We start from the raw sequence: 26564 nt of genomic DNA, 5'->3' as shown, positions 1-26564 counted from the left end.
TAAAATTATAAATCATATTGTTTGATTTTTCTATAAAGTGTGCGTTCGCTAATACCAAGCTCCTCGGCTGCTAATTTACGTTTTCCGTTGTGACGCTCAAGGGATTTTTTGATTAATTCCAGTTCTTTGTCATGTAACGACAAGGTCTCTTCTTCTTCAATCTCTTCGGCAAAATGATATTTATCCTGTGTGTTGTTGATGTCTTTTGGGGCAATGCCGTGTTCAGGAATAGATAATAATTCAGAATCATCTATAGCTTCTTCAAACTCCGTTTCATCATCTTGTGAGCCATAAATTTTCTGTATCAATCCTTCGTGTTCTTTTTCAACATCTTTTACATTGCCCTTTTTCATGAGCTCTAAAGTGAGCTTTTTCAAATCGTTTAAATCACTTTTCATGTCAAACAAGACTTTGTACAGTATTTCCCGTTCACTGCTAAAGTCACTATCCGATTTTGTGTGTTTAATCACAGCTGGTAAATTGCTGCCTGTTGTGGGTAAATAACTGTTGAGGGTTTCTGCGGTAATGGTTCTATTTTGTTCTAAGACTGATATTTGTTCGGCTATGTTTCGGAGTTGTCTGATATTTCCGCTCCAACGATGTTTTAAAAGTACTTGGACAGCCTCATCAGTCAATTTAATGGTGGGCATTTTATACTTTAAGGCGAAGTCACTGGCAAATTTTCTGAACAGTAAATGGATATCCTCTTGACGATCCCGTAGAGGTGGCAAATGGATGTCTACCGTGCTCAATCGGTAATATAAATCTTCACGGAACTGTTCTTTTTTTATGGCTTCAAACATGTTGGCATTGGTGGCAGCCACAATACGTACATCGGTTTTTTGGACTTTACTGGAACCTACTTTTAAAAACTCACCATTTTCTAAAACCCGCAATAAACGTACCTGGGTTGTTAGAGGCAATTCACCAACCTCATCCAGAAAAATTGTGCCACCATTGGCAACTTCAAAATACCCTTCACGGGTTTGTGTGGCTCCTGTAAACGAGCCTTTTTCATGTCCGAACAACTCACTGTCAATGGTTCCTTCGGGAATGGCACCACAGTTTACGGCAATATACTTGCCATGTTTACGGTGTGACAATTGATGGATTATTTTTGGGATGCTTTCCTTACCAACACCACTTTCACCGGTTACTAAAACGGAGATGTCAGTAGGTGCTACCTGAATGGCTTTTTCAATGGCTCTATTAAGCGCGGGAGAATTACCAATAATCCCGAAACGTTGTTTGATGGCTTGAACTGATTCCATTATTTTTTTATATTCAAGATTTTAAAATACCATCTTTATTCTTGGTTCTATAATCTTGGTTATTTTTTGTTTTAATTGTTTTTTGAATACCCAACCGCTTCGCCAATAAGGGTTGCGCTGGTGCAGTCAGTTACTTTTACATTAACAAAATCACCTACTTTATAATTCTCTTTTGGAAAAACAACCACCGTGCTTTGTGGGTTTCTCCCCGACCAATGTGCATCTGATTTTTTTGATGGTTTTTCTATGAGAACTTCTACCGTCTTACCTAAAAACTGTTCGGTTCTGTATTGACTGTGCTTTTGTTGTAAAGCCACGATTTCTGCAAGGCGTCTTTTTTTGATTTCATGCGGTACGTCGTCTTCCATTTTTCGTTCTGCCAAGGTGCCTGGGCGCTCCGAATAGGCAAACATGTATCCAAAGTCATATTTAACATAGTCCATTAAGCTCAAGGTGTCTTGATGGTCTGCTTCGGTTTCTGTTGGAAAACCTGTTATCATATCCTGGCTGATGCCACAATCTGGAATGATCCGTCTGATGTTGTCAATTAGTGCTTTGTATTCTTCAACCGTATGTTGTCTGTTCATTTCCTTTAAAATACGGTTGCTGCCACTTTGAACTGGTAAGTGAATGTAATTGCAAATATTATCATATTTAGCCATGGTTTCCACTACGTCTAGCGTCATATCCTGTGGATTGGATGTTGAGAACCGTATACGCATTTTAGGCTGTGCCTTGGCGCATAATTCCAACAAGTTAGAAAAAGAAACGGCCGTTGCCTTTTGGATATCTGTGGCTTTATCAAAATCTTTTTTCAATCCGCCACCATACCACAAGTAGCTATCCACATTTTGGCCAAGTAAAGTGACTTCTTTATACCCCTTGTTCCATAAATCATTGACTTCTTCTATGATACTTTGTGGGTCTCTACTGCGCTCGCGCCCTCTGGTAAACGGCACCACGCAAAATGTACACATATTATCACAACCACGGGTAATGGACACAAAAGCGGTTATGCCATTACTATTTAATCGTACGGGTGATATGTCACCATAGGTTTCTTCTTTTGAAAGAATCACATTAATGGCATCCCGTCCTTCATCAACATCACTCAACAGATTGGGTAAATCTTTATAGGCATCAGGACCTACAACCAAATCAACAATCTTTTCTTCTTCAAGAAATTTGCTTTTCAACCGCTCTGCCATGCAGCCCAAAACACCCACTTTCATGCCTGGATTGATTTTTTTTACGGCATTGTATTTTTCCAAACGTTTTCTAATGGTTTGTTCAGCTTTATCTCTAATGGAACAGGTGTTTACCAAGACCAAATCGGCATCCTCAAGGTGTTGTGTGGTGTTGTAGCCTTGATCAGATAGAATAGATGCTACAATTTCACTATCGCTAAAGTTCATGGCGCAACCATAACTTTCAATGAATAGTTTTTTAGTGTTATCTTTTTTTTGTTCTAAAACAAGTGATTCGCCTTGTTTGTTTTCGTCTATAATCTTTTCCATATTGTTATTGAAAGCAACTATTGTCAATAAGTGTGCAAAGATACGACAAATTTATGTTTTCTGACAAAGTGTCAGATGTAAAATTGTATTAAAATTGTGATAAAACTATTAAAGTATTTACTTTTAGCAAAACCAAACTAACATTTAAAAAGAATGAATAATCTTAGCAGTATTTCAGAAAAAATAAGTGATGCCAAATCGTTGGAATTTGGAGATATTTTTGACAAATCAATGGAATTGTTTAAAAAGAGCTGGTTGTATGGCTTTTTGTTGGAAATTTTTATTTTGATTATCACCTTGCCGTTCATTATTGTATTGTATGTTCCCTTTGTAATGTCGATTATTGCAGACTCTAAACAGGGAAAAATGCCTGATGGCTTGGACTCTTTATTTGCCGGGTTTACTGTTTTTTACTTGGTGCTTTTTGTTTTGGGCATTTTAGCGGCCACTGTTTTTCAAACTGCACTTAATGCAGGTTTTTACAGAATTTTAAGGGCTATTGACCAAGGCGAAACAGTTAAGGCTTCAGATTTGTTTTATTTTTTAAAAGGAAAATATTTTGGCAGGGTCACCATGCTGACGTTTATGGTAATTTTAATTTCATTGATATCAGCCTTATTGTGTTATATACCTTTGATTTATACCATTATACCTATATCGTTTTTTACCATTGTGTTTGCCTTTAACCCAGAAATGCAGATAGGTGACATTGTAAATATCAGTTTTAAATTAGGCACTAAAAAATGGTTGATTTCTTTTGGGTTGTTTGTAGTTGCTAATTTATTGGTCATTGTATTGACCTTATTGACTTGTGGAATAGGGGCATTGTTCTTATCACCATTTATATACTTACCATTGTATTTTGTTTACAAACAAGTTGTAGGGTTTGATGAAGAAACTACCGTTGAAATCCATGAATAGATTATTGTTTTTTTAGAGTGCTTTTATTTTTCAAAAACAGGTGCGTTTTATGGTTTTAATTATGGTTTTTTTAATATGGTCAGCTAACAGATAATCTATAAATTAGGTACATAAACTTTTTTTCATATACATTTGTACCTTCAAAAAAAGACGTATGGCGAAGAATTTAGTAATTGTAGAGTCACCAGCTAAGGCCAAAACTATAGAAAAATTTTTAGGAAAGGATTTTAAAGTTGAATCTAGTTTTGGGCACATATCAGATCTTCCTTCAAAGGAGTTAGGTGTTGATGTAGAAGGTGATTTTAAACCAAAATATGAAGTTTCAAGAGACAAGAAAGCAGTTGTAAAAAAACTCAAGGATTTAGCGAAAAACTCCGATATGGTGTGGCTGGCAAGTGATGAGGACCGTGAAGGAGAAGCTATTGCATGGCATTTGGCCGAGACTTTAAATTTGGACAAAGCAAAGACCAAACGTATTGTTTTTCATGAAATTACTAAAACGGCCATTCAAAAAGCCATTGAAAATCCACGCGACATAGATTATCATTTAGTTGATGCCCAACAAGCCCGGAGGGTTTTAGACAGAATTGTTGGGTATGAATTGTCTCCAGTGCTTTGGCGTAAAGTAAAAGGAGGTCTGTCTGCCGGACGTGTACAATCTGTATCTGTTAGATTAATTGTAGAGCGGGAGCGTGAAATCCAGGATTTTAAACCTGTTGCTTCCTATAGAATTGATGCTGAGTTCTCCAATGAAGCAGGGCAATCGTTTAAGGCTAAGTTACCAAAAACCTTTTCCACCAAAGAAGAGGCTTACAAGTTTTTGGAGTCAAATGCTGCGGCAACCTTTAAAGTAGCCGATTTAGAAAAGAAACCTGCAAAAAAATCGCCAGCAGCACCATTCACAACATCAACGTTACAGCAAGAGGCGTCCAGAAAGTTGTACTTTTCTGTTAGTAAAACCATGACCTTGGCACAACGCCTGTATGAATCTGGTTTAATAACCTACATGAGAACAGATAGTGTAAACTTATCTGATGAAGCCAGAAAAGGAGCCCAAAAAGAAATTGAAAGTGCTTTTGGTTCAAAATATAGCAAACCGAGAAATTACTCAGGAAAATCAAAAGGGGCTCAAGAGGCCCACGAGGCTATCAGGCCAACGGACTTTTCATTACATTCTGTTGATATTGATAGAGATCAATCGCGTTTATATGATTTGATTTGGAAACGTGCCATTGCATCACAAATGAGTGAAGCTGAATTGGAACGCACCAATGTTAAAATCAGTGCTTCAAACCATAAAGATTTGTTTACGGCAAATGGAGAGGTTATTACGTTTGATGGTTTTTTAAAGGTGTATTTAGAAGGTAGTGATGATGAAGATGCCGAGCAAGAAGGTATGTTGCCAGCCATGAAAACCAATGAAACACTCCATAATAATTATATTACTGCAACAGAGCGTTACACCCGCCCTCCATATAGATATACAGAAGCTTCTTTGGTAAAACAATTGGAAGAATTGGGTATTGGTCGTCCGTCAACGTATGCGCCAACTATTTCAACCATACAAAATAGAAATTATGTTGAAAAAGGTAGTGTGGAAGGTGTTGAACGCAATTACACACAGCTGACCCTAAAAAAAGGAACTGTAAAGGATAAGGTGCTAACTGAAAAAGTAGGCTCTGATAAAGGTAAGTTGGTTCCAACGGATATTGGGATGATTGTGACAGACTTTTTGGTAAATCATTTTGAACATATTTTAGACTATAATTTTACAGCCAAGGTAGAAGAAGATTTTGATGACATAGCTGAAGGAAAAGAAGACTGGACCAAAATGATGAAGAGTTTTTACAAAGACTTTCATCCGCAAGTTGAGCATGTTCAGGAGAATGCCGATAGGGAATCTGGAGAACGCGTTTTGGGGACCGACCCTAAAACAGGTAAACAAGTCAGTGTACGTTTAGGAAAATTTGGTCCTATGGTTCAAATAGGCACGGTGGATGATGATGAAAAACCTCAATTTGCCAGCTTGTCACCAGACCAACAACTAAACACCATAACCTATGAGGAGGCAATGGATTTATTTCAGCTTCCAAAAAGTTTGGGAACCTACAAAGGTGAAAATATAGAAGTGAATAATGGGCGTTTTGGACCTTATGTTAGGTTTGGTAAAAAGTTTGTGTCACTGCCAAAAGGAGTTGACCCACTCAGTGTAGAGCTTGATGATGCCATTGATTTGATAAAAGAAAAAGAGGAAGCAGACGCGCCTATTTATACCTATAAAAACCTACCCGTTCAAAAAGGAAAAGGACGTTTCGGGCCTTTTATTAAATGGAACAACATGTTTATTAATGTCAATAATAAATATGATTGGGATGATTTGTCAGAAAGTGATATTATTGAACTTATTGAAAATAAAATCCAAAAGGATATTGAAAAGGTAGTGCACAACTGGGAAGAAGAAGGCATACGTGTGGAAAAAGCCCGTTGGGGACGCCATAATATCATCAAAGGAAAGACAAAAGTAGAACTGGATAAATCCGTGGATGTGTCTAAAATGACACTGGAAAAGGCACAAGCGCTTTTAGAGCAAAAGGCGCCCAAGAAAAAGACCGCTAAGAAAAAATCCACAGCTAAAAAGAAGTAGGTTATGAAATGTTTATCTACTAATTTGGCAATTCTAAATATTTAACAAGGACAATGCATCTGACCTCTAAAACAATAAACACTAATTAACAGATGAATTTCAATTTTCTGTCTCCGGTTTCAGACATGGTGTTGGCTCATAACGAATTACTTTCCCAGCAAGCACTGGGCAGAAAATTACGAATCCATTCAAAACGAAATGGTTTGCCAGACCTTGAAGGAGTTGGCATTGCTATCATAGGTGTTTTGGAAAACAGAAATGACTCCAATTATATAGGAGAGGAATTTCAGATAAATGAAATCAGAAAATCATTGTATGCCTTATTTCCAGGAAGTTGGACTACTATTGTGGCTGATCTTGGTGACATCAATAAAGGTGAAACGGTTGAAGACACCTATTTTGCCCTTAAAACAACACTGGCTATATTAATCAACAAACAAATCATTCCTATTATTATTGGTGGTAGCCAAGACTTGACGTATGCCAATTACAGAGCTTATGACGCTATAATACCCATGGTAAACGTGGTGAATGTAGACTGCAAATTTGATTTGGGAGATTCCACCAAGCCTATAAAAAACAATAGCTTTGTTGGAAAGATTATTTTAGATAAGCCTTATAACTTGTTTAATTATGCAACTGTAGGTTATCAAACCTATTTCAATTCACAGGAAGAAATAGATTTGATGGATAAACTGTATTTTGAATCCTATCGCTTAGGCCAAATATCAAAGGATATCACCCTTGTAGAACCGGTTTTAAGAGATGCTAATATAGTTAGCATAGATTTAAATTCAGTTAAGAGTTCAGAAGTGAGTTTGAACCAAAAGTATTCTCCCAACGGATTTGATGGAAAGGAAATTTGTGCCATTTCGCGTTACGCAGGGATAAGCAATAAGGTTTCCTCAATTGGGATTTATGAATATAGCCCATCAAAAGATGATGAGATAACTTCCATGCTCATAGCACAAATAATATGGTATTTTATAGAAGGCGTTAATTTTAGGGTCAAGGATGATGATTTCACAAATGAAAATAATTATCAAAAATACATTACCTTAGTTGACGATCAAGAATTGATATTCTATAAAAGTAATAAAACAGGACGCTGGTGGATTGAGATTCCTTTTTTGACTGAGGTCAATAATAAATTAAAGAGACACACGTTATTACCTTGCATGCACCAAGATTATCTGGACGCTTGTAACAATATAGTTCCAGACCGTTGGTATAAAGCATTTCAAAAGAATTGTATCTGAAATAAATAAAAATAAGTTAAAACCCTAATTTCATCGGTAAAATGCAGTTTTTTTACGATGAAATGTAATTTTTTTTCAAAAAAAGTTGTTTTTTAAAAAATATATAAATATGTTTACGCTCTCAAAATGTAGCATAAATAATTAACCTCGAGTTTTCTATGGATATGAAGAAGTTTGTTTTATTAACCGTATTATTAACATTGCTTGCTAGTTGTGGCTCTAATGATAGAGGTGAATTAGTTGGTGTTAAAGGAAAAAAATGGCATCCAGAAAAGCCTTATGGAATGGAACTGGTTCCTGGTGGAGCCTTTATCATGGGTAAAGCTGATGATGACTTAGCAGGTGTGCATGATGCACCAGCAAAAACTGTGACTGTTAGAGCTTTTTACATGGATGAGACTGAAATCACTAATAGTGAGTATAGACAATTTGTTAATTGGGTAAGAGATTCTATTATCAGAACTAAATTGGCTATTTTGGCAGATGAGGTTGGAATGACACAAGAAGATGGAGGTATTGGTGAATTTGCTTTTAAAGATGCAGATACCGCAAACATGTCTGTTTATGAAAAGTATATGTTTGAAAACTATACAGGTTTAGGTCCTACTGGATATGAGGGAAGAAAACTAAATCATGATGTTGATTTGATTTTTGATACCGATGACTATCCAGACATGTATTATGCAGAAGTTATGGATACCATGCACCTGCCTATTGAAGAGTCTTACAACGGCCAACGTACTTGGGACGTTAACAAATTCAAGTTTCAATATACCTATATGGATATTCAAAAGGCTGCAAAAAACAGAAACTTAAAACGAAAAGATGTTTTAATCAAAGAACAAATTGAGGTATATCCGGATACAACTACATGGATACGCGATTTTGCATATTCATATAATGAGCCCATGCACAATGATTATTTCTGGCATGATGCCTACAGTGACTATCCTGTAGTTGGGGTGACTTGGAAACAAGCCAAAGCATTTTGCCAATGGAGAACGTTATATAAAAACTCATATCAAAAATCCAGAAAAGGCGCTGCCTTGGTAAATTCTTTCAGATTGCCATCGGAGGCAGAATGGGAATATGCGGCACGTGGTGGTCTGCAAGCAGCAACCTATCCTTGGGGAGATTATTACACCAAGAGTGATAGAGGTTGTTTTATGGCCAACTTTAAGCCTGTGAGGGGTGATTATGCAGCCGATCAGGCATTGTATACGGTAGAGGCCAAATCATATGAACCAAATGATTATAATTTATACAATATGGCAGGAAACGTTTCAGAATGGGTAAATGCATCCTATGATCCATCATCCTATGATTATGTTTCAACTGTCAATCCAAGTTTAAACGATGACGATAATCAACGGAAAGTAGTTCGTGGAGGATCGTGGAAAGACGTTGCGTATTTTTTACAAGTCAGTTCAAGAGATTATGAGTATGCAGATTCTGCAAGATGCTACATAGGATTTAGAACGGTACAAGACTATATGGGGACACAAGTAACAAAAAACGCAAAGAATAAATAACAACAATTTAATACTATTAATTAACCTACTTAAGTATTTTACTTAAATTAAAAACCGAAAATTATGGCACAGTCAAGAGCAAACAAAAAGTTTATGAATTTAGCTTATGGATTAGGAGCATCAATTGTAATCGTTGGAGCCCTATTTAAAATCATTCATTTTGAAATTGGATTTCTAACAGGTAACGTGATGTTAACCATAGGTCTAGTTACAGAAGCAATAATATTTGCTATTTCAGCATTTGAACCAGTTGACAACGAATTAGATTGGTCACTTGTTTACCCAGAATTAGCTGGTGGAGAATCTACCAACAAGAAAAAAGAAGCTAAAGACGCCCAAGGTCTACTATCAAAAAAATTAGATGAATTATTAAAAGAAGCCAAAATAGATGGCGAGCTAATGGCTAGTTTAGGCGATAGCATTAAAAACTTTGAAGGTGCGGCAAAAAGTATGCAACCAACTGTTAATTCTATTGAAGCCACTAAAAAATATGGTGAAGAATTATCATTGGCAGCAGCCCAAATGGAATCGTTAAACAGCTTGTATAAAGTGCAATTAGAAAGCATTAATCGTCAAGCTGCCATTAATGAAGAATCTGTAGAAAATGCCGCTAAACTTAAAGAGCAAATGAAATCATTAGCATCAAACCTATCATCATTAAATGGTGTTTACGGTGGTATGCTTTCTGCAATGAACAAAAACTAATTATGGTTTTTACCCAAATTTTAATAATTAACCAAAAACCTAATTAGCCATGGCATCAGGAAATTTATCACCCAGACAGAAAATGATCAATTTGATGTATTTGATATTTATAGCTATGCTAGCATTAAATATGTCAAAAGAAGTGCTTTCAGCCTTCGGATTAATGAACGAAAGACTAACCGAGTCTAATGAAGCTGCTGCTGAACGCAATACCGCTTTTATGGCCGGTTTAGTTCAAAAGGCTAATGACCAGCCTGAGAAGTATGAACCTTTAAAGGATAAAGCAAGTCAAATCAAAGAATTGGCAAATAATTTCAATGCTTATTTAGATGATTTGAAAAGTAAAATGACCGCTAAAATCGATGATCCTACAGATTATGAAATCATGGATAAAGGTGATTATCTTGATGAGCATTTCTTTAAAGGAGACATCATAAAACCAGACGGACAAGAGTTTTTAAAACAAATGAAAACCTTTAGAGAGGGTGTGGCAGAAGTTTTAAAAGACAATCCAGAAATGGCAAACGTTGTAAAAGATGTTCAAGCTAAATTTGCTACAGATCCTGTAAAAAGAGGGGCTGGTACCGTAGGATGGCTAGACCATAATTACAAGGGATTCCCATTGGTAGCATCATTGACAAAAATGACACAACTACAATCTGATATTAAAACTACAGAATCTGAAGTGATGTCAACCATGTTAAAAGGAACGCTTACCAGTGAAGTGTCAATGACCAACTATACAACGCTCCTTAGAGCTGATAAATCTGCTTATTTTAATGGAGAAACGTATGATGGAGAAATAGTTTTAGGAAGAACTGATGAAACCACAAAACCAAGCAGAGTTGAGTTGACTTTAGATGGCAGAAAACTTACTGAAAATCAATATGATTTTGTAGGAGGAAAAGTCAAATTAAAAGTGAATTCAGGTAATCCTGGAGAACATAAAATTGAAGGTAAATTAATATTTGCCCAAGATGGGAAAGAAGTTGAAGTACCAGTATCTAGTTCATTCGCAACTATACCTAAACCTAATGCAGCCACTATTTCTGCTGACAAGATGAATGTGGTTTACCGTGGTGTAAAAAACCCGATGACCATTTCATTTGCTGGTATAGCTGATAACAATGTTAGCGCATCTGCTCAAGGCTTAAGTAGAGTAAGCGGAAGCAGCTATGTTATGGATGCTACCATGATCAAAGGTAGAGAGGTAACAATCAATGTTACTGGTAAAATTGACGGACAAACAGTAAGTGACAATGCTACTTTCAGAATTAAGGATTTGCCTAAACCAACAGGAACTGTGAGAGGTGAAGATGGATCTTTAAGTATGCAACGTAACAGTCTTGAAATATCAACTATTGGAGCTAAATTTGATGACTTTGATTTTGAGTTGCCGTTAACAGTAACAGGATTCAAATTTAAAGTGCCAGGGCAGCCAACCATTCAAGTAAATGGCAGCAAGCTTGATGCAAGAGCCAAACAAGCTCTGAGCAAAGCCAAACGTGGTTCTGGTGTTCAAATTTTTGATATCGAAGCAAAAGCCAAAGGTGTTAGCGTTATACTTAAAAAAGTATCGCCAGTATTTATTGAGCTGACAAATTAAAATGTATAACAGATGAAACATCCATAGCTTTAATTTAGTTTATGTTTAGCTAAATAAGAAGATATGGATGTAACATGTGACAATTGAATAATAATAAAAATAGACACATGAAATTGAAAAGTTTTTTATTAACCGTTACAACTGTTTTTGCAGTATCAGGTGTATTTGCACAAGCCAATATACTCAATGCTAAAAGTCCAGAGGAAATTGGAGTTAGAACAGCTGCACAAAAGGCTATTGACAATGATAAACCTTTGGAATATGGTTATGTTGATGATAGGGATATTTTGTATTCTAAAATGACATGGGAAAAAATCGTTCTTGATGAACGCGTTAATTTTCCATTATATTATCCAATTGACACAAACAATATTGGAAAAAACAGAAGATCCTTATATGATGTACTTATCAAGAACATTAAAAATGGTAGAATAAAAAACATTTATGATGATTCTTACTTTACATCAAAGCGTACCTTAAACGATATTCAATCGGCTTTGGTTAAAATAGACACAACAGAACTAGGTATTGAACAAATCAATGCTGGTGAAGAATTGTCAGCTGAATACATTAACAGAAGGGATATTACCGCTGCGGACATCAAGGAATATCGTATCAAAGGACTTTGGTATTTTGATAAGCGACAATCTGAGATGAAATATAGATTGCTTGGAATAGCTCCTGTAGCTCCCGATGTGAATTTCATTGATACTGATAATCCAGATTTAGTAGAGCTTTTCTGGGTATTCTTGCCTGATGCCAGAAACGTTTTGCACGAGGCAAAAGCATTTAATAATGAAAACAGTAATATGCCATTTTCATATGACCATATTCTTAACTCAAGACGTTTTCATGGTGTTATTTATAAAGAAGAAAATGTACAAGGTGATAGAAAAATCAATGAGTACGTAACACACAATGCATTAATGCAGCTGTTGGAATCTGAAAGAATCAAAGATAAAATCAGGGATTTTGAACTTGACATGTGGACATATTAATGTCATCAAATAAATAATTTCAAAGCGCCCAATTGAAAGATTGGGCGCTTTTTTATTGTATTTGATTAGTGTATCTTCGCTTTACAATGCAAGTAGATTTTATTATTGTAGGATGCGGTTTAGCAGGAATTAGTTTTTGTGAGCAATTAAGAGCCCATAATAAGTCATTTGTGGTTTTTGATAACAAATCACAACAATCTTCAACAGTTGCTGGAGGACTCTACAATCCAGTTGTTTTAAAACGTTTTACGCCAGTTTGGAAAAGTAAGGAGCAATTACAAATGGCCTTGCAAATGTACCAAAATTTGGAAGCTGAATTTGATGTAAAACTAGACCACAAGATTCCTGTTTACAGAAAATTTTCATCTCTTGAAGAACAAAACGATTGGTTTACTGCTTCAGATAAACCGTTACTTTCTGAATGGCTCTCAACAAACCTCATTAAGAATACAAACGCTTATATTGAAGCACCTTTTGGTTTTGGTGAAGTCTTAGAAACAGGTAGGATTGATGTTAAGTGTTTGATAGAAACTTATAAAACGTATTTATTGAAAAACAATTTGTTTTATGAAGATGAATTCAAGTATAACGCATTACAGGTAAATGATGAAACCATTTTTTATGAGTCTATTGAGTCAAAATACATTGTGTTTTCTGAAGGGTTTGGAGTTCATAAAAACCCGTTTTTTAAGTCCTTGCCGTTAGTGCCAACAAAAGGGGAATTATTAACTATTCATGCTCCAGATTTAAAAGTTGATTTTGTTTTAAAAGGTCCTGTGTTTTTAATTCCGTTAGGTAACGATTTGTATACTGTAGGAGCTACCTATGATTGGAATGATACCTCCAATACTGTTACAGATAAAGGCAAAGAAGAACTTTTAGGCAAACTAAAAACATTGATTTCATGTTCTTTTGAAGTTGTAGACCAAGTGGCAGGCATTCGTCCAACGGTAAAAGATAGACGGCCGTTGGTTGGTCAGCATAGTATTTATAAAAATATGTTTGTGCTCAATGGACTGGGAACACGAGGTGTCATGATTGGGCCGTATGTAGCAGACCAACTTTTTAAGTTGATAGCCCTTGGAATTCCTCTGGAAAAAGAAATAGATATAGCTCGATTCAGTTAATTACGTGTTTTTTGGAATTATTTTTTAACAGCCGATTTATCGTAATGTATAAACATATTAATCCAAATGTTTCTGGAAAGGCGCATAATAATGGGCATAAAAACAACCAACGTGCATACAATCGCTATAAATGTTATCTTCAAATTCGCCTGAAAAATTACGTTGGTAATAACATAAGCGGCAACGGCAAAAGCAATGCCTACTGCATAGCTTACATACATGGCGCCATAAAAAAACGACGGTTCCAAACGATATTTCGTGTTGCATTTTGAGCAACGTTCATTAATTTTTAACGTGTTTCCCAAATCATAAGGGTTCTTGTAAGTGTACATGGATTCTCCATGACATTTCGGACAATTTCCAGTTAAAATACTATATAATGCGGTTCCTTTTTTAAACATATAATTTAGTGTACTTTTGCATTCTCAATTACGGGCAAAAGTAAGTTTTTAATAATAAGGTTCTGTAATTTAAGTTACATTTCTATGATGAACATTCATAATTTATCAATTTCATTTCAAGGTGATTATCTTTTTGAAGATATTACCTTTAAGTTGGACAATGGTGATAGGGTAGGGTTAATTGGTAAAAACGGTGCAGGTAAATCAACCATGCTCAAAATTTTATCACGGGAACTGGAACCGGATTCTGGCCAGATTGCCTCAGATAAAACACTGAAAATAGGTTTTTTAAAGCAAGATATAGATTTTGATTTTGGAAGAACTGTCCTTGAAGAAGCATATGAGGCTTTTACTGAAATAAAGGACATAGAAGCCAAGGTTGAGGAGGTCAACAAGCAATTGGCCGAAAGAACAGACTACGAAAGTGAAGCCTATCACCAATTAATGGTTGATGTAAATGAATACCATCATCAATATGAAATTTTGGGCGGTTATAACTACCAAGGTGAAACCGAAAAAATTCTTCAAGGGTTAGGATTTCAACGTAAAGATTTTGATAAACTCACCGATACATTCTCTGGAGGTTGGCGCATGCGCATTGAGTTGGCAAAACTACTGCTTCAAAACAATGATATCTTATTACTGGATGAGCCCACCAACCATTTGGATATTGAATCCATTATCTGGTTGGAAAGTTTTTTAAAGAATTATTCGGGTGCTGTTGTTATTGTGTCGCATGATAAAATGTTTTTGGATAATGTAACCAATAGAACCATAGAGATTTCATTAGGTAGAATTTATGACTATCCTAAGCCCTATACCAAGTACTTGGTTTTAAGGCAAGAGATAAGAGAACAGCAATTGGCTTCGCAAAAAAACCAGCAAAAACAAATTGAGCAAACTGAAAAACTGATTGAGAAATTCCGGGCCAAAGCTTCAAAAGCTACCATGGCACAATCGCTTATTAAAAAACTGGACAGAATTGATAGAATAGAGGTTGATGAAGATGATAACAGCGTCATGACCCTTAAGTTTCCAGTGTCTGTTACGCCTGGAAAAGTAGTGGTTGAAGCCCATGATATTTCAAAAAGCTATGGAGACAATCATGTTTTAAAGCATATTGACATAGTCATTGAACGCGACAGTAAAACCGCTTTTGTAGGGCAAAACGGACAAGGGAAATCCACTTTGGCCAAAATCATGGTTGGAGATATTAAGTTTGACGGGCATCTCAAGTTAGGGCATAATGTGCAAATAGGATATTTTGCCCAAAATCAAGCGGAATATTTGGACGGCAATAAAACGGTTTTGGATACCATGATTGATGCCGCTAATGAAACCAATAGAAGTAAAGTTAGAGACATCTTAGGCTCATTTTTGTTTAGAGGCGACGAAGTGGAAAAATATGTTCGAGTGCTTTCAGGGGGAGAGCGCAACCGTTTGGCTTTGGCAAAGTTGATGTTACAGCCTTTCAATGTGCTGATCATGGATGAGCCCACAAACCATTTGGATATTAAATCAAAAGCAGTTTTGAAAGACGCTTTGATTAAGTTTGAAGGAACCTTGGTTTTGGTATCACACGACCGTGATTTTCTGCAAGGGTTGACCAATAAGGTGTATGAGTTTAAAGATCATAAGATTAAAGAGTATTTGGGGGATATTGATTTTTATTTAGAGCAGCGTAACGTGCTCAATTTAAGAGAAGTAGAAAAACGCGATGTTATTAAGGAAACTCCAAAAGAAAAGAAGCAACAATCCTATGAGGACCAAAAAAAACTAAAATCCTTAAACAACAGATTGAGCAATGTTGAAGCACAAATAAATCAGTTGGAAAAGGAGATTAAGGAGATTGATTTTTCATTGGAAACTAACTACACAGAAGTAACTTCTAAGCCCAACTTTTTTGAACATTACCAAAAAAAGAAAAGCACTTTGCAGGAACTAATGCAAAAATGGGAAAATATACAGCTTGAAATGGAGCAGTTCACCGATTAGTATTTGTTAAATTTTTGTGCATTTCATCGAATAAAATAGTTTTTAATCCTCTTTTCGTCTAATTTCGTAAGTGAATTAATCCCAAATTTATTCAACATGAAACCTATTTACTACGTAGTAGCCTTATTTTTGGTAACAAATTTTTCATTTGCCAATATTTCCCCTAAAGAAAAAGAAGCTTTAATAGCTCTGTACAACTCAACAAACGGAAGTGAGTGGAATTCTACATGGGATTTAACAGCATCAGAAGATTCTTGGTATGGCATAAAAATCAAAGATGATAAAGTTGTTGAATTAAATTTGCAATTTAACAATCTACAAGGCGCTTTGCCCAATGAAATAGGTGATTTGGTTAATCTTAAGAAAATGAATTTAGGGTTTAATAAATTAACAGGAACCTTACCAAATACAATTAAAAACTTACATGAACTGACTTCTTTAGAATTGTTCATGAACGGTTTTGAAGGAAATATCCCTGCTGAGCTTGGTGAGTTAACAAAGTTAGAATCCTTGAAATTATATAGCAATAAGTTTTCTGGGGAAATTCCAGAAGCCATATTGAATTTAACGAATTTAAAAGAACTTTTATTGGGCAGTAATTATTTAACAGGCCATATTCCAAACAAAATTTATGCCTTATCAAAATTGGAAAAATTAAGTCTTATGGATAATAAATTAGATGGAGAGATTCCTGTTGAGATAGCACAATTAACAAATCTTCAAGAATTAATATTATCTACCAATCAACTCACTGGTGATGTGCCAATGGAGTTTATGAATTTAACCAAGTTAAATACCATAATGGTCAGTGATAATAAATTAAATCAGGATTACATTAGTATATCTGGTAAAAATCCACCAAGCTTAATGAAATTACAGTTAGATAGTGCTACAGCTACAATGGATTTAGAAAAAGAATAGTTTGATTTAGTTAGAGTTTATAAACAAAAAAACAGGCAACAAGATACTATGTTGCCTGTTTTTTTGTTTACACTAGTATGCTAGAACATCATTTTACGTGTCCGTATTGTTGGGAAACCATATCCATGTTATTAGATAACACCTTACCAAGTCAAAAATATATTGAGGATTGTGAGGTTTGTTGTAATCCAATAGAACTAACAGTTCAATTTCAAGATTTAGAATTAATACATTTTCAGGCGGATAGCATTGAGCAATAATATTTTTGAAAATTCCTATTGTAGAAATTAAAAAGGATTGTATATTTGCAGTCCAATATCGCGGGATAGAGCAGTAGGTAGCTCGTCGGGCTCATAACCCGAAGGTCACTGGTTCGAGTCCAGTTCCCGCTACTAGGAATAACAAGGGTTTCAAGAGATTGAGACCCTTTTTTATTTTCAATGGGTACAGAATAGGTACAGAATAATGCTTTTTTCATATTTAAAATAAGAATTGCAATTATTTGTTATCTTTTGAGCTTTGTTTACTCATGAGAAATGGTTTTTAAGATAAATTTTAATTTTATTTAAGGAGTTTATTCTTCGTGTATCTCATTTTCACTTTCTTTTTCAATTATTGATTCCTTTAGTTCTTTAAGCTTTGTTTTTGAAATTATTAAATTGATGGAGCTTGATCGAACAATATCATTTATTTTGATTAATAAATCATATAATTCTTGATGATATTGAGACGAAGCTGAATTTATCACCTTAATTATTTGATTTGGAAATGTTTCTATTAGTATATTGTTATCTTCCATTGGAAGAATAATTTTTCTAATGAACTCATCTGCTTTATGTGTTTCTGAAATGTTTGTAGCATAATTAAAAAGGCCATAACTAAAAAACATAATTTCTGAAATATCAAGTTCAGAATTATCAAGGAGCAAATCCAAAATATCATTATAAATTCGTTTAAGTTTTCTATTGTCTAAACAATCATTTTCTAGTAATCCATTCCAAAAATCCTTATTAGCTGGCACATCTATTTCTCTTTTAGAAATATTCTTTAAATATTTTTCATAGGCACTCATGAATGCTGGAGATTTAGTAATTGAAGTGTTTAGTAAACCATTGGTCATAAAACAATCTAAAGCTGACATAACGCTATGGTCAGGTTCACTAAAGTTTGCCGCCCAAGTATCTTCATCTAGAGTTTTTAGTTTATTTGAAGCTACTTCATAATAGTGTTTTAAAGATTTAAACTTTTCAACACCAAAATCATAAACTAAGTCGATTATTGGTGTTCCAATATCAAATACATTTTTATCAGTAATTCTCTTTTGAAAATGTTGGCTCCAACCCTCAAACGAACTTAAAAAAATCTCAATATCTTTATTAAACAAATTGTCCTGCAACCTACCTATATTTTCATATACCCATAGAGAGGATAGAGTTTGGGTAAATCCATAAGAATTGGTCGTTAATTTCTTTGCTAGCTCTTTAAGCAAGGCATAATTTCTACCGCTATCAATTATTATTTTTAATAGATCTCCATAATTAATATAGTATTGAATGATTTCGGCAATCTTGTCCGAATTGTCTATCCTATTCAATTCAACAAGCAAATATTGATTTGTTGGAGTTGTAGCACCTAATAAGCTAATGTAATTAGCAATAATATTAAAATATACCCCGTCATCTTCATTTCCGTAGGTATTCAAATAGTTATTTAGAAAATTTGTTTCAAAAGCCTTATGTTCTTTTTTCCCATTTAGAACTTTCAAAATTTCAACTATTTTATCGATATCATCTTTTTTGTTATAAGCAATCAATGGGATTTGTTCTTCAATTTTTCTTGATAGATCATTGAATTTATAAACCTTTTTATCTTTTTTTATTAAATAATCAATAACATGTAACCATTCGTGAGTTACATTAATCATTCCTGTTTCGGCATGTATGAAATAATCGTCCAGTTCTTTTAGATCTGAAGAAATATTCATTTCTTGTAAAGAAACATTTTTTGAAAAATGAGAAAAGTCATCAATATAGCTTAAGAAATCAGTAGGAGAAAATTCCATATTTTTCACATTTGGATTTATATCCAAAGACTTCTTCTTTATAAAATCAAGTAAATCATGTATCGTAACATAGTAATCCGTTGATTTTTTCTGTTTATAATTTTCAAATGACGTCTGAACAATACGATTAGATAATTTTAATCCTGTTTTCTTAGAAACATTCAATAATGTGTTTTTATGCCAATCCTTGAAAGTAATAAATTCACTTTCAGTTTTATTGTCAATACTATTTGCGAATTTTTCCCAATATCCTCTTATAGTTGTTTGTCCTAAAGTGTCTTTTACTTCCTCTAAGATTAACGAAACGTTTTGGCACATGAAACGAGAGAAATCCGATTTCTGAATGACATTATCCAGATAAGTTTTAAAATCACTATGATCCTTTATTTGTTTTAAAACCTCTAAGTCAGGTCTTATGAACATATCTTCAATGCTGTTTCTTAAGAGAACCTCATTGGCTTTTTCTTTGTCAACATTATATACGATTGATGCAATATTCTGTTCTAATTCTTTTTCATCCATAAAAAGATATTTTTCACCTTGCATAAAACTTTTAGTTGAAATAGCAGTCAATGGATTTTCTAAAATTTCTTTTTTTCTTAGCAGAAATAAAGCTAGATATTTTATGTCTACAGATGAATTATGTTGAAGAGAAAGAGATACAAGATTATTTACAAACGTAATAATATCTCTAGGCCTTCGGTTTTTTAGGTCGAATACTATTTCATATAATGAGGAAATAAATTCAATTTCTTCATCATTATATATCGATCCAAAAGCTTCTTTAAATTTAAGGTCAAAGAACCTTTTCCAATCGGAGAGTACTGGAGGAGAGATTCTAAAAATTGTTGAAAATGTTTTTCCAATAAAATTATCTGTTTTTATATCTTCATTATTTCCTTCTCCAAAATGACCTGATAAATGTTCTTTGTCATAGGGGATAATAACCCAAACATTTGCTTTTTTCTCTTCAGAGAAAAAGGTATAAATTGATGACCATAATGATAAGACTTTAGTACTGTGTGAAAGTCTATCCATATTGTCAAAAACAATAATCAAGCCTTCTGATTTAAGATCGTTTATGATTTTTTCAAAATAAACTTTAAACTGTCTAACGGAGGGTTCCTCTTCAAAAATATTTTCAAGCTCTTCAGTTTCTATATCGTTGCCACTAAAGACATAGAATAACCTTTTTAAACGTTCTTTCCATTTCAAACTCTTTGTTTTTTCATCCTTATCATATTCGAAATATCCTTTAAATAGTTCAACTATGCCCCAAACAAATAGGATTGCCGGAAATAGATATTTTACTAAAAACAGCTTTAGTTTTGGATTGCTATAACTTTTAATAATGTCCATTGATGAAAGAAAGTCTTCATGGACTATGTCAAAAAAAGAGAACAAGAGAATTGAAGTTGTAATGAGTATCCAATAGAATTTGATTTTTGGAAATTTATAGGTGTTTTTTGTGGACTTTTTTGCAAGTAATTTTTTAAGCTCTTCTTCCCAGTCGATATTTTCATTAAATCTATCGTTGATTTTTAGTTGAAAAATTAGTTCTTCTAAAAAAGTTTTTCTAGTAAGGTCTTCTTGATGACCCCAAGCATCATAAGTAAAGAAGTCATAATTTAAATCACAATTATCAAATTTTCCTCTTAAGTTTTCTATAACATTGGATTTGCCAGACCCCCATTTACCTTCCAACCCCATTACATTATTAGTAAGAGACTTTTCCTTAATTAACTTAAATATTGTACTTGATATTTTTTCTTGAGATTGACCTTCAAAAATATCATCACCAGTAGGTGTGCTAGATATGAATTTGGGGAATTCTTGGTTAGTTAAGTCTGACATGTCGTTCCTTTATTTTTATACAGATTTTTAGTACATCAAATATTGTTCCTTATATATTTTAAGGGTTTTTTTCGCTTGTAATTCTATTTAAATCAACTAATTAAATTAAATAAGATGACAAAATGACACGAATCTTCATTTTGACCATTTTTTGCAATAATCATAATAATTGCTATTTGCATTTACCTATATTGATGTGAATTTTCTTTTTAAGCATACTCATTTTTGATAAGTACCCTTTTCATCTTCGTTCAGCCCATTCTTACTACATGCCGTAAAACCCATTCATGGAAAAGAACTCATTATCAAATTTTAAGCTTAAGTCCGCTTCATCGGAATTCCATCATTCCATTGAGTCCCACTTCCTGACATTTTAAATTTCACATAGTTTTTCAATCCACTTCCGAGCTATCACTGTCCTACTTTTTTTGACAGCAAAACAACAACATTCATTCTTGGACAACGGCATAAAGCCAGGGGCGCACACGCCCCTTTTTTATACGTCTTACCAAGCCTGAATATTGGACCGCACCAAGCATCAAAAAAAGATAACAGCTGAAGGCTCTACGGGAAGTAAATCAAAATATCAGATCATGAAACCATATCAAAATATCCAAAAAGGAAGTGGCACTAAAAAAATCAAAAAAGAAAAACGCTTCTGGATACAATAAGTAAATCACTGAATATTAATCCAATCTACTTTTTAGTAGATGCTAAATCAATTTAATTATGGGAACATTAAAGAACCATGTACAGTTAATCGGAAACGTTGGGCAAGACCCAACAATGACAACTTTGGACAATGGCAAAGTATTAGTAAGATTTTCATTGGCGACCAATGAGCATTTTAAAAATTCCAAAGGGGAAAAGCAATCAGAAACGGACTGGCACAATATGGTGGCTTGGGGCAAGGTAGCCTCAATCATTGGGAAACATGTTGGAAAAGGGCAAAGAGATTGCCGTTGAGGGCAAATTGACATCACGCTCTTATGAAACCGAACAGGGAGATAAACGCACGATTACTGAAATCGTTGTCAATGAAGTGTTGTTATTGGATGCTAAAAATAATACTTCAAAAACAGACCATTAAACAAAAATAAAGAGGGCGCAAAAACCAGTTTTCAATTAGTGTGTGCCCTCTTTTCATTATTAACCTTTAAAAGTATAACAATGAAAAGTAAAGTTAATGAAATAAAAATAAGCTACAAAGAAAACATCGCCCTTTCAAAATCCCCTGCCATCAAAAGTTCTGCAGATGCAGGAAAACTGCTTTTTCAAACATGGGATAAAAACACCATTGCATTACAGGAATCCTTTAAAGTGCTGTTATTGAACAACTCCAATAAAATCAAGGGCATTTATCAATTATCAACTGGGGGTATTACAGGCACATTGGTGGACATACGCATTTTATTTGCGGTCATTTTAAAATCTCTTTCGGTGGGCGTGATCTTATCCCACTGCCATCCGAGCGGGAAACTGATGCCCAGTGAAGCGGACAAACAGCTTACCGAAAAAATAAAGAAGGCAGCTGCTTTTTTTGACGTGAAAGTATTGGACCACATCATTGTTGTTCCAAATGGAGACTATTACAGCTTTTCAGATAACGGACTGTTATAGCTTAAAAATTGGAACCATGGTTTATTTGAACTATAACAACCTCGATGAAGAAACCCAAAACCGTTTGTTTTCAATATCCAAGGAAGATGTTGAAAACAGGTTTGGAAATGATTTGAAACAATACGCCAAAGAGCACCATGTGGATTATGATGCATTATTGGATGAAGAAGCCATCAAAAACCTTTACACGTACCAATATGTGTTCAATATTTGAGGAAAGCCAAAATAAAACGCAACTAGACCTTTGAATTTCGAAGGTCTTTTTTCTTGCAAATTTTCCAAGACCATTTTGAAAATCTGACGTCCAAATTCGCAACATTGGAAAAAACCATTTTTTGCGATTCCAAAGCGAACCATTTCAGACCATTCCGCATTTCAGTTTTAACATCTAAACCAATAACTTTAAAAGAGCTGGTAACCTTGGGGTTTCAGCGAAGCCAAAACAGAAAGAAAGCAGCCGATTTTTTGATCGGGTAGCTTTGAAAAATTTGTCCAGCGAGCTGGACGAAAATGAATAGCAAGAGGGCAATGCGCTAAAGCGGCATTGCGTTATTTGATTTTTTATAAATAACTGTAAATCAGTTATTTAAAATAAATGTGTTTTGAATAAGCTGAATTAGAAAATCAAAATTTGCGGCAAATGCCCCTAAAGGCCGCATAAACAGACAAAAATTTGCGGCAAAACGGATGAAAGGCAACAAATCGACAATGAAGACATTCGGTAACATACGGTTCAAAAAGAAAACCGTACAGCGATTTCAGGAGTTCTCCAAACGGTTCTTTAAGACCCATACGGAAGCTCTGGACACCATGCTGGATTTTTTCCTTTACAATGAGATATCTCCAAAGGAGACCCTGGGACCCAATGCGCGGACCCTGGAGGCCAACATCAAAAAACGGATCAATGGCCTGGTATCCATTGTAAAGGACATCGAAAAGAACCAGACAAGGCCCACCACGGCCATGCTACAATTGCTGTTCGAGAAAACACCTGCCAAACAAAAACAGCCCCGGCTAGTAGAGGTCAAAAGGAGCAACAAGCCAGCAAATGACCCCTTTTTTGCCACGTCATTGGAAGCCATCGAACTGAGAAAGGAAAAGAACGCGCTCAAGCGGGATCTAAGAGAAACAAAACAGCAGTTTGAGGATATCCTGTTTTCCAAGATACGAATCGTGAAAAGCAGTTTTGGCAAGCCCAGGCTCCATTTGGACATGGCCTTGGAGGACTATGAAGCGCTTAAAGAAAAAATCAAAAACGCATAACCATGTACATCTCCATTACCAAACAACATCTGGACAAAACATTTTCAAAAAGCTGTGGTGACTTTGTGGACTACCTTGAAAAAGAAAACAGGGACAAAGAACCAGAGCTCCAGGAGCACTTTTTTGACCAGTACAACGACCACGTGTCCCCCAAGCATGTCACCAAGGATATCGATGGCAATACCGCCAAGCTCAGAAAAAATGAGCCCAAGTTCTATTCCCTCACCATAAGCCCAAGCCAAAGGGAACTGGAGCATATAGGCAATGATCCCGAAAAACTGCGGAAGTATGTCAGGGAGGCCATGAAGGACTACGCCGGTTCCTTTTACAGGGATGTCCCCGTATCCGTGGACAGCATAAAATACTATGCCAAGATCGAGTACGAACGTACCTATAAGGGTTTTGACAAGGAGATCAAGGAGAACCAACCCTTTAGGAAAGAGATCGTCAAACTGGAACATGACCTGGTGAAGATCAGAAGAGGGGAACTGGAGGGCAATGACCAAGCCATCCAAAAGACCATTGACAGGTTGAGGGCAGGGGCGCCACATAAAGTCAGTGGTCAAATGGTTGTGCAGGGGATGAAAAAACCGGGGCTACAGACCCACGTCCATATCATTGTCAGCCGTAGGGACGCCACCAATACGCTGAGCCTGTCCCCGGGGAGTTCCCACAAGGCCTCCGAGGCCATCCTGAACGGCAGCCCTGTCAAGCGGGGCTTTGACCGTGATGGGTTTTTTGAAAAGGCGGAGAGGACCTTTGACACCCTGTTCAAGTACGAGCGGAACTTTGTGGAAAGCTACAATGCCCATAAAATGTACAATAAGGACACCTACAGGTTCTTTGCCCACCTGATGTCACTGCCAACAAACGAAAAGAGCGCGGCCTTCAAGATCATGGGCAAGTCCGGCATGCATGTTCCCAACCTTAATATCCCAACGAACCAAGTGCAATTGGCCCTAAAGGCCTTCAAACAACTGAAAAGAACCATCGATGTGGCCAGGGACGCTGGCTCCATCGGCATTTAAAAAAGCAATCATATGACACCACTTACCTTAACAATCAGTATCTATCTCTCCATGACCGTTTTGATGGCCGTTAACTTCCGCTATGTGCGGTATGCATATGGGTTCAATTCAGGATGCCTCCTGGTGATTTGCTATCTGCTCTACCTCATGCACCCGGACCTGTCCATGAAACTATTGGGTCAATGGCTATTGCCCACTATATTTATCAATAACCTGCTCTTTGTTATGGTAAATCCAGTTTGGGAACAACCTAAAACAGAACGCAGGTATTCCATGAAGATCAAGGTAAAGAACGGCTCGATAAGGCTCCAGAACGTCCGCAGGGGGATCTCCGTTATTGGATCCGCCGGCAGTGGCAAGACCGAATCGGTGGTCTACAATGTGTTAAGGCATTTTCAAGAGCACCAGTTTTGTGGGCTCATCCATGACTACAAGCATTTTGAGATCACCGAAATGGCGTTCCCGTTTTTTAAGGAATCCGGCCGCCCGTTCCATATCATCTCCTTTGATGACATCTATGCCAAGGTGAACCCCATTGCACCGAGGTACATGGAGGACGAGGAAAGTGTCAATGAGGTTTCCAGGGTGCTGCTGGAGAACCTATTGGAACAACGGGAATCCAACCCGGCGGGCTCTTCCAAGTTCTTCAACGATGCCGTGGAAGGCCTATTGGGAGGTCTTATCTGGAAACTGAAGACGGCCTACCCCAAATACTGTACGCTTCCCCATTTGATAGCCACTTACCAATATCTGGATGCCAATAGCCTCATTGGTTTTTTGAGCTCTGATTATACTTCCAAGGCCATGGCGGATGCCTTTATCTCGGGAAGGGACTCGGAACGCCAAACGGCAGGGGTGATGAGCACACTGGCAAATGCCCTGAAGAAGATAAGCACGCAGCGCATCTTTATGGCGCTCTCTGCGGATGAAGTGCCCTTGGACATCAACGACCCAAAAAATCCCGCCGTGGTCTCCATCGTGAACAACCCTAAATTTGAAACGGCCTATTCCCCTGTGATCGCCACCATCATCCATACCATGACCAAACAGATGAGCGTTAGGCACAGGGAATGCTCTTTTATCCTTATTGAGGAGGCGCCCACCATCAGGCTGCTCAATATGCACCGAATCCCGGCGACCCTGCGCAGCTATGATATCTCAACGGTGTATGTGATGCAGGACAAGACCCAGAACGATATGATGTACGGTGACAAGGCAAGCCGTGCCATACTGAGCAACCTGTCCTACCAGTTCTTTGGAAAGGCGAACGACCCGGACACCGCCAAGTACTATGAGCGCTTTTTTGAGATCGTCAAGAAACCCACGACCACGATCAGCAAGAGCCAGAACAGTCTGGACTTTGATGCCAGGATCAGCACCGGGGAGAAGGAGGTCAGCAAGATACGATCTGATGTGTTCTTTCGGTTAAGGGAAGGTGAGTTCATCTCGTTTGCAGATGGAAAGGATCGTAAGGTACGGTTTAAAATGCCAAACATAACCCGGGAGTTGCCACCACCGAGACACCGTTACAATGATGCCGAGATACAGGCGAATTTTGAACGGATCCATCTTGAGGTAAGGCAACTGTTCCAGTTGAAATCTTAAATCACAACCATCAAAGTTTAAAACATAAAAAAGGGAGCCGTTTTAAATGATTCCCTTTTTAAATAGTATATAAATCAGGCAAATTTATTTTTCTTTCAAAAGCTTTTCTAAATATTCAATTTTATCTTGTTCAGCTTGCAATAAGCGTTCATAGAGTTTTTTGTTTTCTTCGTGAGCCTCTAAAAGCTTATCAAGAGGGTTAAACGTGCAATTGAAATTTGATACACTTACAGAC

General features: G+C 36.1%; 20 protein-coding genes, 1 tRNA gene and 2 pseudogenes. 18 read left to right on the top strand and 5 right to left on the bottom strand.

What is annotated here, in order from left to right:
- Positions 1-5: 5 nt before the first annotated feature.
- Together IEW94_RS00820 and miaB are read right to left on the bottom strand one after the other, a co-directional pair.
- Positions 6-1271, bottom strand: coding sequence for a sigma-54 interaction domain-containing protein (locus tag IEW94_RS00820; RefSeq protein ID WP_188649364.1), 1266 nt, complete (start codon positions 1269-1271; stop codon positions 6-8).
- 71 nt (positions 1272-1342) lie between these two features.
- Positions 1343-2788 carry a tRNA (N6-isopentenyl adenosine(37)-C2)-methylthiotransferase MiaB gene (miaB, locus tag IEW94_RS00815; protein ID WP_188649363.1) on the bottom strand — a complete coding sequence of 482 codons (1446 nt, stop codon included), beginning with the start codon at positions 2786-2788 and terminating at the stop codon, positions 1343-1345.
- A 153-nt stretch (positions 2789-2941) separates the two neighbouring features.
- On the opposite strand from miaB, the gene IEW94_RS00810 reads away from it, so the two are divergent.
- The 8 genes from IEW94_RS00810 to IEW94_RS00775 all read left to right on the top strand — a co-directional run bounded on the left by IEW94_RS00810 (position 2942) and on the right by IEW94_RS00775 (position 13580).
- On the top strand, positions 2942-3709 hold the full coding sequence (locus IEW94_RS00810; protein WP_188649362.1) for a hypothetical protein: 768 nt from the start codon (positions 2942-2944) through the stop codon (positions 3707-3709).
- Between the two features lie 154 nt (positions 3710-3863).
- Positions 3864-6353: a type I DNA topoisomerase gene (gene topA / locus IEW94_RS00805; RefSeq protein ID WP_188649361.1), complete on the top strand. Its 2490-nt coding sequence runs from the start codon at positions 3864-3866 to the stop codon at positions 6351-6353.
- Positions 6354-6445: 92 nt separating this feature from the next.
- A complete protein-coding gene (locus tag IEW94_RS00800) occupies positions 6446-7612 on the top strand; it encodes a formimidoylglutamase (RefSeq protein WP_188649360.1) in 1167 nt (388 codons plus the stop codon).
- 164 nt (positions 7613-7776) lie between these two features.
- Positions 7777-9144 (top strand): T9SS ring complex lipoprotein PorK/GldK, encoded by a 1368-nt coding sequence (gene porK / locus IEW94_RS00795; RefSeq protein ID WP_188649945.1) that lies wholly within the window; start codon positions 7777-7779, stop codon positions 9142-9144.
- Between the two features lie 63 nt (positions 9145-9207).
- Positions 9208-9849, top strand: coding sequence for a type IX secretion system motor protein PorL/GldL (gene porL / locus IEW94_RS00790; RefSeq protein ID WP_188649359.1), 642 nt, complete (start codon positions 9208-9210; stop codon positions 9847-9849).
- 49 nt (positions 9850-9898) lie between these two features.
- Positions 9899-11455 carry a type IX secretion system motor protein PorM/GldM gene (gene porM, locus IEW94_RS00785; RefSeq protein ID WP_188649358.1) on the top strand — a complete coding sequence of 519 codons (1557 nt, stop codon included), beginning with the start codon at positions 9899-9901 and terminating at the stop codon, positions 11453-11455.
- A 107-nt stretch (positions 11456-11562) separates the two neighbouring features.
- On the top strand, positions 11563-12453 hold the full coding sequence (gene porN, locus IEW94_RS00780) for a type IX secretion system ring subunit PorN/GldN (protein WP_188649357.1): 891 nt from the start codon (positions 11563-11565) through the stop codon (positions 12451-12453).
- Positions 12454-12539: 86 nt separating this feature from the next.
- Positions 12540-13580, top strand: coding sequence for an NAD(P)/FAD-dependent oxidoreductase (locus IEW94_RS00775; protein WP_188649356.1), 1041 nt, complete (start codon positions 12540-12542; stop codon positions 13578-13580).
- Positions 13581-13597: 17 nt separating this feature from the next.
- Here the strand turns inward: IEW94_RS00775 and IEW94_RS00770 are convergent, their stop codons facing one another.
- Positions 13598-13981, bottom strand: coding sequence for a DUF983 domain-containing protein (locus tag IEW94_RS00770; RefSeq protein ID WP_188649355.1), 384 nt, complete (start codon positions 13979-13981; stop codon positions 13598-13600).
- A gap of 84 nt (positions 13982-14065) precedes the next feature.
- Between IEW94_RS00770 and IEW94_RS00765 the strand changes: the two genes are divergently transcribed.
- The 4 genes from IEW94_RS00765 (at position 14066) to IEW94_RS00750 (ending at position 17289) form a co-directional block, all read left to right on the top strand.
- Positions 14066-15976, top strand: coding sequence for an ABC-F family ATP-binding cassette domain-containing protein (locus tag IEW94_RS00765; RefSeq protein ID WP_188649354.1), 1911 nt, complete (start codon positions 14066-14068; stop codon positions 15974-15976).
- Positions 15977-16072: 96 nt separating this feature from the next.
- Positions 16073-16897, top strand: a complete 825-nt coding sequence (locus IEW94_RS00760) for a leucine-rich repeat domain-containing protein (RefSeq protein ID WP_188649353.1) — start codon at positions 16073-16075, stop codon at positions 16895-16897.
- A gap of 77 nt (positions 16898-16974) precedes the next feature.
- Positions 16975-17157 (top strand): CPXCG motif-containing cysteine-rich protein, encoded by a 183-nt coding sequence (locus tag IEW94_RS00755; protein WP_188649352.1) that lies wholly within the window; start codon positions 16975-16977, stop codon positions 17155-17157.
- A 59-nt stretch (positions 17158-17216) separates the two neighbouring features.
- A tRNA-Met gene (locus tag IEW94_RS00750) sits at positions 17217-17289 on the top strand.
- A gap of 182 nt (positions 17290-17471) precedes the next feature.
- On the opposite strand, the gene IEW94_RS00745 is transcribed toward IEW94_RS00750, so the two are convergent.
- Positions 17472-20813: a P-loop NTPase fold protein gene (locus IEW94_RS00745; RefSeq protein ID WP_188649351.1), complete on the bottom strand. Its 3342-nt coding sequence runs from the start codon at positions 20811-20813 to the stop codon at positions 17472-17474.
- Between the two features lie 729 nt (positions 20814-21542).
- On the opposite strand from IEW94_RS00745, the pseudogene IEW94_RS00740 reads away from it, so the two are divergent.
- From IEW94_RS00740 to IEW94_RS00715, 6 genes and pseudogenes are all read left to right on the top strand, one after another.
- A pseudogene (locus IEW94_RS00740) lies at positions 21543-21903 on the top strand (single-stranded DNA-binding protein).
- An 80-nt stretch (positions 21904-21983) separates the two neighbouring features.
- A complete protein-coding gene (locus IEW94_RS00735) occupies positions 21984-22433 on the top strand; it encodes a JAB domain-containing protein (protein ID WP_188649350.1) in 450 nt (149 codons plus the stop codon).
- A 16-nt stretch (positions 22434-22449) separates the two neighbouring features.
- Entirely contained in the window at positions 22450-22647 is a 198-nt protein-coding gene (locus tag IEW94_RS00730; protein WP_188649349.1) for a hypothetical protein, read from the top strand.
- A 473-nt stretch (positions 22648-23120) separates the two neighbouring features.
- Entirely contained in the window at positions 23121-23696 is a 576-nt protein-coding gene (locus tag IEW94_RS00725) for a BfmA/BtgA family mobilization protein (RefSeq protein ID WP_188649348.1), read from the top strand.
- A 2-nt stretch (positions 23697-23698) separates the two neighbouring features.
- On the top strand, positions 23699-24724 hold the full coding sequence (gene mobB, locus IEW94_RS00720; protein WP_188649347.1) for a MobB family relaxase: 1026 nt from the start codon (positions 23699-23701) through the stop codon (positions 24722-24724).
- 12 nt (positions 24725-24736) lie between these two features.
- On the top strand, positions 24737-26329 hold the full coding sequence (locus IEW94_RS00715; protein ID WP_188649346.1) for a type IV secretory system conjugative DNA transfer family protein: 1593 nt from the start codon (positions 24737-24739) through the stop codon (positions 26327-26329).
- An 84-nt stretch (positions 26330-26413) separates the two neighbouring features.
- Here IEW94_RS00715 and IEW94_RS16870 read toward each other — a convergent pair.
- A pseudogene (locus IEW94_RS16870) lies at positions 26414-26564 on the bottom strand (transcriptional regulator); the annotation flags it as partial.

Origin of the sequence: Yeosuana aromativorans (assembly GCF_014646655.1) — a bacterium.
Classification (GTDB): domain Bacteria; phylum Bacteroidota; class Bacteroidia; order Flavobacteriales; family Flavobacteriaceae; genus Yeosuana; species Yeosuana aromativorans.
Note: the sequence above shows the minus strand (reverse complement) of the source record. Positions and strands in the feature narration are given on the sequence as shown.

Excerpts from the sequence above, each read along its gene's own strand:
- IEW94_RS00820 (WP_188649364.1), bottom strand. The coding sequence starts at position 1,271 with ATGGAATCAGTTCAAGCCATCAAACAACGTTTCGGGATTATTGGTAAT.
- miaB (WP_188649363.1), bottom strand. The coding sequence starts at position 2,788 with ATGGAAAAGATTATAGACGAAAACAAACAAGGCGAATCACTTGTTTTA.
- IEW94_RS00810 (WP_188649362.1), top strand. The coding sequence starts at position 2,942 with ATGAATAATCTTAGCAGTATTTCAGAAAAAATAAGTGATGCCAAATCG.
- topA (WP_188649361.1), top strand. The coding sequence starts at position 3,864 with ATGGCGAAGAATTTAGTAATTGTAGAGTCACCAGCTAAGGCCAAAACT.
- IEW94_RS00800 (WP_188649360.1), top strand. The coding sequence starts at position 6,446 with ATGAATTTCAATTTTCTGTCTCCGGTTTCAGACATGGTGTTGGCTCAT.
- porK (WP_188649945.1), top strand. The coding sequence starts at position 7,777 with ATGAAGAAGTTTGTTTTATTAACCGTATTATTAACATTGCTTGCTAGT.
- porL (WP_188649359.1), top strand. The coding sequence starts at position 9,208 with ATGGCACAGTCAAGAGCAAACAAAAAGTTTATGAATTTAGCTTATGGA.
- porM (WP_188649358.1), top strand. The coding sequence starts at position 9,899 with ATGGCATCAGGAAATTTATCACCCAGACAGAAAATGATCAATTTGATG.
- porN (WP_188649357.1), top strand. The coding sequence starts at position 11,563 with ATGAAATTGAAAAGTTTTTTATTAACCGTTACAACTGTTTTTGCAGTA.
- IEW94_RS00775 (WP_188649356.1), top strand. The coding sequence starts at position 12,540 with ATGCAAGTAGATTTTATTATTGTAGGATGCGGTTTAGCAGGAATTAGT.
- IEW94_RS00770 (WP_188649355.1), bottom strand. The coding sequence starts at position 13,981 with ATGTTTAAAAAAGGAACCGCATTATATAGTATTTTAACTGGAAATTGT.
- IEW94_RS00765 (WP_188649354.1), top strand. The coding sequence starts at position 14,066 with ATGATGAACATTCATAATTTATCAATTTCATTTCAAGGTGATTATCTT.
- IEW94_RS00760 (WP_188649353.1), top strand. The coding sequence starts at position 16,073 with ATGAAACCTATTTACTACGTAGTAGCCTTATTTTTGGTAACAAATTTT.
- IEW94_RS00755 (WP_188649352.1), top strand. The coding sequence starts at position 16,975 with ATGCTAGAACATCATTTTACGTGTCCGTATTGTTGGGAAACCATATCC.
- IEW94_RS00745 (WP_188649351.1), bottom strand. The coding sequence starts at position 20,813 with ATGTCAGACTTAACTAACCAAGAATTCCCCAAATTCATATCTAGCACA.
- IEW94_RS00735 (WP_188649350.1), top strand. The coding sequence starts at position 21,984 with ATGAAAAGTAAAGTTAATGAAATAAAAATAAGCTACAAAGAAAACATC.
- IEW94_RS00730 (WP_188649349.1), top strand. The coding sequence starts at position 22,450 with ATGGTTTATTTGAACTATAACAACCTCGATGAAGAAACCCAAAACCGT.
- IEW94_RS00725 (WP_188649348.1), top strand. The coding sequence starts at position 23,121 with ATGAAAGGCAACAAATCGACAATGAAGACATTCGGTAACATACGGTTC.
- mobB (WP_188649347.1), top strand. The coding sequence starts at position 23,699 with ATGTACATCTCCATTACCAAACAACATCTGGACAAAACATTTTCAAAA.
- IEW94_RS00715 (WP_188649346.1), top strand. The coding sequence starts at position 24,737 with ATGACACCACTTACCTTAACAATCAGTATCTATCTCTCCATGACCGTT.